This window comes from Acinetobacter sp. AB03, from assembly GCF_058107045.1.
In genome coordinates this window covers 1-8,706 of record NZ_JBUEBA010000030.1, presented here as the reverse complement: position 1 = coordinate 8,706, position 8,706 = coordinate 1, and the positions used below count along the sequence as shown (strand labels likewise).

Below are 8,706 nucleotides of genomic sequence, written 5' to 3'. Positions count from 1 at the left end.
ATTGTTAAAATTAAAAAATAGTGGAGAGATGATGAGCAATTTCTCATTTTTAGAACCTGAATTTAAAAGTTTGGCAGCCACAGCCAAAGAAGCTGAAAAGCTCGTGTATATCTCCCCACAGTTTGCCCTTGCTGCTGCAAGATCATCATTAGAAAATCTTGTTTTATGGTTGTATCAATACGATAAAAAGCTGACCCAACCTTACGATGCTTCACTGCATAACTTACTCAATGACATCAAATTTAAAGACCTGATTCCTCCCTATATTTGGGACAAAATGGACAACATTCGCATGGTCGGCAACAGTGCCGTACATGGGAAAAAGTTCAAACAACTCACTACCGAAGAAACTGTAAAACACATCAGCCATTTATTCCTGATGTATGTTTGGTTTGAACGTAATTATGGTTCACCTTCAAAAGACCGCTCTCAGTCGATTTTATTCAATCCTAGACTGATTCCAAATACAGATAATACTCAGCAAATCACTGCCAATAAAGAACAACTTCAAAAAGAAACTGAAGCTAAAGAAAAACAATTTGCAGAACAACACAAAGCCCTACGTGAACGTGAACAAAAACTCTTTGAGTTGTCTGCAAGTTTAGAAGAACGAGAAAAACTATTAGCAAACATAGATGCTGAACTTGCACAAAAACGTGCAGACGTTGAACAAGCCAAAATTGCTAACAGAAAAATCGAAGATCATACCGACTATAAAGAAGATGAAACCCGTAAACTTAAAATTGACCTCTTGCTTGAGGAAGCAGGTTGGGAAATTGGCGTATCAGCACGAGTAGAAGTGCCCGTTACTGGAATGCCAAGCCCATCGGGTAAAGGTGCTGTCGATTATGTGCTTTACGACAGCAACGGCTTGCCTTTGGCGGTGGTTGAAGCAAAACGCACATCGAGCGATCCTGATATTGGACAACAACAAGCTAAACTCTATGCAGACTGTTTAGAACAACAAACTGGACAACGCCCTGTTATTTTCTATACCAATGGCTATAAAACTCGAATCTGGAATGATGTTCAAGGTGGTCCACCACGTTTGGTACATGGCTTCTATACACAAGCAGAACTGAAACGCCTGATTGAACGACGTAAAAACAATCCTGATTTAGGTAGCTTCCCGATTAATGCGGAAATTGTTGAGCGTTATTACCAAACTCGTGCCATTAAAGCCATGCTTGCAGCGTATCAACGTAAAGAACGTGCAGGCTTGCTCATCATGGCAACAGGTACAGGTAAAACTCGTACAGCGATTGCATTGGTTGATGTATTGATGAAAGCCAATGTGGTGCAAAAAGCCTTATTTCTTGCCGATCGTAAATCGTTGGTCAATCAGGCACACAACGCTTTTAAAGCCAATTTAAAAGATGCTTCATTCGTCAATTTACTTGAGGATAAAAACCAAGTTGGCCGAGTCTATTTCTCTACTTATCAAACCATGATGGGTTTGATTGATGAAATGAATGCCGATGGTACACGACAATTCGGCACAGGTATGTTCGACCTGATTATTGTCGATGAAGCACACCGTAGCGTGTACCAAAAGTTTGGTGAGATTTTTAAATACTTCGATAGCTTACTTGTCGGTTTAACTGCCACGCCACGAGATGAAGTTGACCGTGATACCTATGCATTGTTTGGCTTAGAAAGCGGTGTACCAACCGATTACTATGATCTTGACCAAGCCATTGCTGATGGTTATCTCGTGCCACCCAAAGCCTACTCAGTTCCGCTTAAATTCATGCGTGAAGGCGTGAAATATGACGAACTCTCTGAAGAAGAAAAACAACATTGGGATAGCCTAAATTGGGGAGATGAAGAAGCACCTGAAGAAGTATCAGCCTCTAAAATTAATAAAGAGCTGTTTAATACAGACACCATTGATTTGATGCTCAAGCACTTAATGGAAAATGGCATTAAAACCGAAGGCGGTGATCGCCTTGGTAAAACCATTATCTTTGCAGTCAATCAAAAGCATGCACAGTTCATTGCAGATCGCTTCAATGAAAACTATCCGCAATATGATGGGAAATTTGCCCGTGTCATTACCCATGCCACCAAGTACCCTCAAAGCTTGATTGATGACTTCAGTAAGAAAGATTTGCCTGAACCACAAATCGCTATTTCTGTCGATATGTTGGATACAGGGATTGATGTGCCTGAAGTAGTGAATCTGGTGTTCTTTAAAGCGGTACGCTCTAAAGTGAAGTTTATGCAGATGATTGGACGTGGTACTCGACTATGCAAAGAACTATTTAGCCCTGAAGATGACAAAAAAGAATTCTTTATCTTCGACTATTGTTCAAACTTTGAATACTTCAATGAAAACCCTGATGGTGCGCCTGTATCCACGACAGAGCCACTCGGACAGCGTTTGTTTAAAGCACGTTTAAATATCCTGAGTCTGCTGAATGCGAAAGATTATGACACTGAAGAATTAAAAGCGGTACAGCAAGATATACGTCAAAGCCTACAGACTGAAGTGAAGTCAATGAATAACGACAATTTCATCGTAAAGTCTGAGCTTGAGTATGTTGAACACTTCAAGAATGATGAAGCATGGGACAACTTGGATGACCTTGCGATCGGTACATTGCGAGAACACATCTCTAAATTACCAAACCAGCTTGAGCCTGAAACATTAGAAGCCAAACTGTTTGATATGTTGTGTTATAACCTTGAACTGGCAGTATTAGAAAAGAACAATACCGCTATTCAAAGCTATGCCAATAAAGTGATTGAAATTGCTTCTAAATTGGAAACTAAAGAAAACATTCCTATTGTTGCAGAACAGATTGCACTAATCCAAGACATCCAAACCGTAGAGTATTGGAAAAGTATTACCTTACCAATGCTTGAGTCAATGCGTAAACGTATCCGCAACTTGGTCAAATTGATTGAGAAATCGACCTCAACGATTGTTTATTCAATGCTTAATGATGAAATTGGAGAGATGCAAGCGGTCGATATTCCAGTCGTTTCAAGCGGTGTCAACCTTGCACAATACCGTAAGCGTGTTGAGAGCTTTATTAAAGCCAATGAGAACCACATTACCATTGCTAAATTAAAACGTGGTTTGGCACTTACACCGACTGATTTAAATGAACTTGAACGCTTTATATTTGAAGCGCAAGAAGTTGAAAGCCGTGATAAATTCGAAGAATGCTTTGGAACTGAAAAATCATTGCCTCTGTTTATACGCTCATTGGTTGGATTAGATCGTCAAGCAGTACAAGAAGCCTTTTCAAAATATTTACAAGGTTCAACTTATAATGAAAAACAAATCCGTTTTGTTGAAATGATGATTGATCATCTGACTCAAAACGGTGTATTGGGTGCTGCTCAACTTTATGAGCCACCATTCAATCAGATCCATTATGAAGGGATTGATGGTGTGTTTGGTGATGGGGATACTGACAACATATTTGAGGTTGTAGAAGCGTTTAATGAAGCGGTGGCTTAGATTATTAAATAGGTAATAATATGACTAATAAATATTATAATTCATTAAAGCAGGTTTGGGTTTCTTCTGATAAAGATGACGGAACTGAGAACGAAACTTTTGAGCCTGAAATTAGAGGAAAATTAAAGTCAGCGTTACAGATGCCAAATATTATGGTGCTGGCTGGTAGTGGTACATCATTAGGTGACATTGTTAAAGGTCCCAGAATGTGGGATTTATGGCTGGTATGCACCACTAACGATATGGATATAATTGCCAAGGAGTGTTTTGCTGAAAATAAATTTGATATCACTATTGAGTCAAATCAAAACATAGAAATATGCCTATCCCATTGCGAAGCTTACTCACAAGTTAGTACAACAAAAGAAAAAACCACTCTATTCATAAAAAAATGTAAGGAATTAATTTTAAAAAAATGCCGTTTTATTAATGATAAAGATGCACAACTTCTTGGTCATAAAGAATTTATTAGAAAATTAGCTAGAAGAAAATCAAAAGATCCTAGAGTTAAGCTTTTTACAACCAATTATGATACCTGTTTTGAAGATGCCGCTGGACTATTAGGTATTACTGTAATTGATGGTTTTTCATTCTCTATGCCTCGGATCTATGATGCAAGGTTTTTTGATATGGATATTGTTCGTAGAAACACTTCTTCTTCTTCGACTAACACCCATTATTTAGAAGGTGTTTATCAACTCTATAAACTCCATGGCTCTACAAATTGGAGTCGTCGTAACACTAACTCTTATATCATCGAACAAGCAGAAAATGTAACAGCTGAAAATAGTTGTATGATTTTTCCTGCAAAGGGAAAATATCAGCAGTCATATATACAGCCTCACTTAGAATTAATTGCTCGCTTTTCTCAAAGTTTAAGAGAGCCGAATACATGTTTAATCATTGCTGGGTTTGGATTTAATGATGATCATTTATCCGAGCCAATATTATCCGCAATTCTCTCAAATCCACACTTAAAAGTTATAATTGTCTCGCCAACTATTGAAAGTGATATTGAAAGACCATCATCTGAAACATCGAAGTATTGGGGAATGTTTAAAAAAATTGCAGATGATAGAAAGAATGATGAGATTTTCTTTCTAAATTGTGATTTTCAGCAATTTTCGAGTCTTATTCCTGATCTTACGGCTTTATCTCCTGCTGAAAATCTTCATGAAAATATGAAAAAATTATTTGGAGATAGGGATGCTTAATGAAAATGGTGTAATCAAACCAGAATTACTTTTTGGAAAGGTAAATGCAGTTACTGCCAATTCTGTAAACTTTGAGTATATAAATTTACAACATCAAGCAACTTACTATCATGGCAAACGTTATGGAAAAGGAGAAGTTGGTGAGTTCATATTAATTGAAAGTCAAGTGAACTTAATTCTTGGTCGTATCGTAGAAATCAAAAAGGATGATTTAGATAAGTCTAATTTAGACATAGCTGGGCGAATCCAACTTCTTGGTACAATTCAAATGGACAGTTTGTATGTAACTGCTGGAGTTGAATATTATCCAAATATTAATGATCTCATCTATTCAGCACCTCATGAACTTATCGCTCAGCTTCCTAAAAGAATGAATAAAGAAACACCAAAAGTTGAACTAAATTTAGGTTTCATAGATTTAGATCAGGGTTGTGACATAAAAGTAACACCTGAAAAACTATTTGGTCGCCATTTAGGGATCCTAGGTTCTACAGGTGGTGGTAAAAGTTATACAACTGCCAAAATATTAGAGGAATGTCGAAAATTTAATTCGAAAATAATTATCCTTGATCCCACTGGAGAATATAAAGATTTCATTGGTGATGATATTGAGAATATTCATTTGAGTGATCCCATTAGCCCAGCCGTTGGGTCTTGCGCTGTAAGTTTGCCAGCAGAATGCTTCCAAGAGACTGATTTTATAGCGTTGTTTGAACCTTCAGGCAAAGCACAGGGTCCTAAATTTAGAGATGCTATTCGTAGTCTTAGACTTGTTCATTTATTAATGCTTAAAAACGATCAGCATTTAGAAAAAATTAATGACGGTGTTTTTTTAAAAATTGGTAAAAACGAAAGTAATTGGACAGAATCTATCAAGTATGTTCGAGGTACTGAGCTTATCGAAGATCCTTATACGCCATTTAACCCATTAAGATTATGTAAACAAATTCACCAAGAATGTATTTATCCAGCAGATCAAAATGGAGTATGGAAACCTGATCCATCGGGTTTCAGCTATTGTCTTTCATTAATATCAAGAATACATGGAATAACGACATCTAAAACTTTTAGATTTGTTTTTAAACCAGAGGATTTGCCAACTCTTGTACAAAAAATAGATGATTTTTACATATCAGATAAAAAAATTTTAAGAATCGATCTAAGTGATGTAGGTTTTGAATTTAAGGCTAGAGAAATTGTTGCAAATGTAATTGGAAGACATTTGTTAAATCAGGCTAGAGCAAGACGATTTTGTAATAAGCCAATAGTTGTCTTTCTTGATGAAGCACATAACTTTCTTGGAAAAGCTATTGGTAATGAAGATACCATTGCTCAATTAGATTCATTTGAATTAATTGCAAAAGAAGGACGTAAATTTGGTCTGAATATTTGTTTGGCAACCCAGCGACCAAGAGATATCACAGAAGGAGTGCTAAGCCAATTAGGAACACTGATTGTCCATAGACTCACTAATGATCGTGACAGAGAAATTATTGAACGCGCATGTGGTGAAATAGATAAAGCTGCATCCGATTTTTTACCTAGTCTACAGCCAGGAGAAGCGGTTCTGATTGGAAATGATTTTCCCATCCCTTTAACCATTAATATTCATAAACCAGTAATAACACCAAACTCATCTGGAGCTGACTTTCAAAATAAATGGGAATGATTTGATTGTTTATTACACTACATCATTATTCGTTAGGCTTAAAAACATTTCATAAGCACGGGTATATGAAAAGTGATCGTCTCTTTTGCCCAAATGACATAAAGATTTTCCGATAAGTTCAACTTCGTCTATAAAAACAACATGTTTACAAGGTATAGCATGTACATATGCTTCAAAAAACTCTTTTACAGTAGGAGGTAGAAGCTGTAATTGGGGTAAATTAAAAACTTGCTCTAATACCGTCAATGAACAAATCTTAAGATTGAAAAAATATCCCGAATAGCTCATATCAACAGCTTCATTCAAGAACAAAATAAATACTGTTAGAGTATCTAAAGGATATTTTTTAGATAACTTTGTTAGTAATTCAAATATTTCACTATTTTTATAAAAAATTCGTTTTACAAACCTAAGCTCAAAAGATGATCTTTCAGCTAAATGAAGAAAATGACGGCTAACTTCAGGGGCTAAGCCAAGTATAATTCTATCGGTCTCAATAGCAGAACGTGAATCAAAATTGAAAATATTCCAAATTGGATGATGAAACCAGATAGCGGTTTCTGGATACTTCAATGCCACTATTTCTACACGTTCTGGTCTTGGAGAAGCCTCACCGTGCTCATAGCGATCCCACAATCTTGGTTTTTGATCTACTGGCTCTAAATGCTGAAATTTTTCAGGTTCAAAAAAGAGTTCTAATTGCGATGCCGATAAGCCACCTGAATAATATTTCATGAGGTGGAACCAAATCATTGTTCTGATTCCTCTAACTTTCTTTCGAAAGTTCTTTTGCCGTTGTATATAACTTTTTTGATCCATAATTCTTTGGCGTAAATTGTGACAGAAGAAATCTATCAAATCACAATAAAAATTTCATGAGTTTTCGTTTTTTAGTCATCCGCAACTTTCCTAAAAAACACTATTTATATAAATCAGTAACTTAACATGAAAGTTATGGCTATTTTGTACTTAAAATTTAAGAAAAAAATTCGGGTTCTCAAGCGTCATTATTTTTTTCATAATATAAAAAATCCAACACCACTGAACAAATATGGACACGACCAAACAACATCAGAATTTTGCAGATGAACTCGAGCAAAAATTTGGAAAAATTGTAGGAGGAACGGAATTAACGAAACTGCTAGGCTATCCAAGTACTGATGCTTTTCGGCAAGCAATGAAAAGAGAACAATTACCAATAGATGTTTTTTCTATACCTCATCGTCGTGGATATTTTGCCTATTGTCGAGATGTTGCTCAATGGTTAGAGAATTTACCTAAAAAATAGAGGATTACTTACATGAGATATTTCAAGGAGAAGTACTAGTGATTTGATTTACCTGACTTTTATAATCTCTAGGTAAGGCACAATAGTTTATGCTCTGCAAAGCATAAACTATTGCAATAAAACGATGTCTTGAGCAGACCTTTTTATTTTGTGCATTTTTTGAAGTAATGTCAATTCGCTTTGTCTTATGCCATAACGCCTTACCATAAATATTCAACTATATCATTCAATTAGAAGCTTTTACTATGATGTAAAGGTTAGGAATTTTTATGCGTATACCTTATGAAAAACAACGTGAAATTATCCGTTTACTATCTACAAATAAGTTAAGTAATCGTGAGATTGCTAGAATTGTTCATGTTTCACATAACACGGTAAAACTTTTAAGAACAAAGTTTATGAAAAGCGGTGAAACATGGGAAAGCATTTCTTCTTTACCTGTACAAGAATTCTATCAACGACTTCCAAAAACTACTAAAAAACAGTTACATGAGCCTAGAAAGCATATGCCTGATTGGGAATATATTAAACAGGAATTATCACGTAAAAATATGACTTTAGAACTTCTTTGGCAAGAATACAGAGAAGAATTCGGCTTTAATGGTTATTCATACTCATGGTTTGTTAAATTATTCAATCAATGGTGTAAAGTTCAAAAAAAGAGCATGAAGCAATTTTATAATGCTGGTGAATTTTTATTTGTGGACTTTTGTGGACAAACCATTCCAATTTATGATGCCAAAACGAATATGGAAAAATTTAAAGCCCAAATTTTCGTTGGTGTGATGTGTAACTCTTCTTATAACGTTATACATGCAGTTCCAGATCAAAAGATTAAATCTTGGATTGAATGTCATATTGAAGCATTTAAGCAATTAGGAGGGGTTCCGCAATATATTATGCCAGACAATTTAAAGGCTGCTGTCATAAAACATACTCGTTCTGAAATTATTATCCAAAAGGATTTTAACGAGTTCGCTGAACATTATAATTTCATTGTTTATCCTGCTCGCTCACGAGAACCACAAGATAAAGCATTAGCTGAGAAAGGTGTTCAAATCAT

General features: G+C 35.7%; 6 protein-coding genes. 5 read left to right on the top strand and 1 reads right to left on the bottom strand.

What is annotated here, in order from left to right:
• Positions 1–31: 31 nt before the first annotated feature.
• From ACY3FQ_RS17090 to ACY3FQ_RS17080, 3 genes are read left to right on the top strand one after another with little or no spacing between them, the layout of a single operon-like run.
• The gene (locus tag ACY3FQ_RS17090; RefSeq protein WP_098733224.1) at positions 32–3,472 is read left to right on the top strand and encodes a DEAD/DEAH box helicase family protein; all 3,441 of its coding nucleotides are present in this window, start codon (positions 32–34) and stop codon (positions 3,470–3,472) included.
• A 20-nt stretch (positions 3,473–3,492) separates the two neighbouring features.
• The gene (locus ACY3FQ_RS17085; protein WP_098733225.1) at positions 3,493–4,686 is read left to right on the top strand and encodes an SIR2 family protein; all 1,194 of its coding nucleotides are present in this window, start codon (positions 3,493–3,495) and stop codon (positions 4,684–4,686) included.
• Positions 4,679–6,355 (top strand): ATP-binding protein, encoded by a 1,677-nt coding sequence (locus ACY3FQ_RS17080; RefSeq protein WP_098733226.1) that lies wholly within the window; start codon positions 4,679–4,681, stop codon positions 6,353–6,355. The genes ACY3FQ_RS17085 and ACY3FQ_RS17080 overlap by 8 nt, the downstream gene beginning before the upstream one ends.
• Before the next feature lie 12 nt (positions 6,356–6,367).
• Here ACY3FQ_RS17080 and ACY3FQ_RS17075 read toward each other — a convergent pair whose 3' ends face one another.
• Positions 6,368–7,090, bottom strand: a complete 723-nt coding sequence (locus ACY3FQ_RS17075; protein WP_225761845.1) for a hypothetical protein — start codon at positions 7,088–7,090, stop codon at positions 6,368–6,370.
• A 316-nt stretch (positions 7,091–7,406) separates the two neighbouring features.
• On the opposite strand from ACY3FQ_RS17075, the gene ACY3FQ_RS17070 reads away from it, so the two are divergent.
• Both ACY3FQ_RS17070 and istA read left to right on the top strand, forming a co-directional pair.
• Positions 7,407–7,643 (top strand): hypothetical protein, encoded by a 237-nt coding sequence (locus tag ACY3FQ_RS17070; protein ID WP_002047769.1) that lies wholly within the window; start codon positions 7,407–7,409, stop codon positions 7,641–7,643.
• A gap of 269 nt (positions 7,644–7,912) precedes the next feature.
• Positions 7,913–8,706: IS21 family transposase (gene istA / locus ACY3FQ_RS17065; protein ID WP_489774502.1), on the top strand; the 794-nt coding region annotated here is incomplete at its 3' end.

What these genes read in the sequence shown, in the direction of transcription:
- ACY3FQ_RS17090 (WP_098733224.1), top strand. Translation starts at nt 32, where the DNA reads ATGAGCAATTTCTCATTTTTAGAACCTGAATTTAAAAGTTTGGCAGCC.
- ACY3FQ_RS17085 (WP_098733225.1), top strand. Translation starts at nt 3,493, where the DNA reads ATGACTAATAAATATTATAATTCATTAAAGCAGGTTTGGGTTTCTTCT.
- ACY3FQ_RS17080 (WP_098733226.1), top strand. Translation starts at nt 4,679, where the DNA reads ATGCTTAATGAAAATGGTGTAATCAAACCAGAATTACTTTTTGGAAAG.
- ACY3FQ_RS17075 (WP_225761845.1), bottom strand. Translation starts at nt 7,090, where the DNA reads ATGAAATATTATTCAGGTGGCTTATCGGCATCGCAATTAGAACTCTTT.
- ACY3FQ_RS17070 (WP_002047769.1), top strand. Translation starts at nt 7,407, where the DNA reads ATGGACACGACCAAACAACATCAGAATTTTGCAGATGAACTCGAGCAA.